Below are 824 nucleotides of genomic sequence, written 5' to 3'. Positions count from 1 at the left end.
CAGCTCCGTCGGATCGTCAATCGTGTTCCCGTCCGCATCATTGCCGTCGTCAGACATGTCGCTGACCGGATCGCCCGCAGGCGTCACCGTCGCAACCGTCGCGCTGTTCGACAGCCCGCCTGCGTCGATGTCCGCCTGTGTCAGCACATGCGTCAGACGCCAGACGCGGCTCGCACCAGGGGCCAGCGGATCGTCCGCAGCACCGCCGCTCACCAGAACCGGCGTCGCATTCGGCACCACGGTTCCGTCTGCCCGCGTAAAGCTGTCCGTCAGCGCCGCATCGAACAGAGTGACGTTGCCGGTGTTCGTTGCGGTGATCTCGAAGATGACGGTGTCGCCGACGGCGGTGGCGGTCTGGGTGATGACCTTGGTCACGTCCAGCGCCGGGGTCGGCGCGATCAGTTGTACGGTGGGGTCATCGGCGGTGTTGCCGTCGCCGTCGATGCCGTTGTCAGAGACATCCGCAAGCGGGTCGCCGTCCGGTGTCTGTGTTGTCAGCGTCGCGGTGTTGCTCACCCCGCCTGCGTCGATGTCCGCCTGCGTCAGTGTATGCTCCAGCGTCCAGACGCGGGTGTCGCCCGGGGCCAGCGGTGTGCCCGCAACGGCCGGATCGGCCAGCACAGGGACGACACCCGTGATCGCCGTGCCGTCAAGCCGCGTGAACGTATCCGTCAGAACAGGATCGCTCAGCGTGACATTGCCAAGGTTGACCGCCGTCAGCGTAAACACCAGCGTGTCATCCACAGCCGTACCGCCCTGCGTCAGAACCTTCTCAAGCTCCAGCGCCGGAACAGGCGCAATCAACAGCTCCGTCGGATCGTCAA

At 65.7% G+C, this 824-nt stretch carries 1 protein-coding gene; it reads right to left on the bottom strand.

Annotated elements, in window-relative coordinates:
• On the bottom strand, positions 1-824 hold an 824-nt coding region (locus tag LGQ03_RS16605; RefSeq protein ID WP_226749302.1), incomplete at both ends, for a DUF7507 domain-containing protein.

This window comes from Loktanella gaetbuli (assembly GCF_020531945.1).
GTDB classification, from domain to species: domain Bacteria; phylum Pseudomonadota; class Alphaproteobacteria; order Rhodobacterales; family Rhodobacteraceae; genus Loktanella; species Loktanella gaetbuli.
This window is presented reverse-complemented; position numbering and strand designations above follow the sequence as displayed.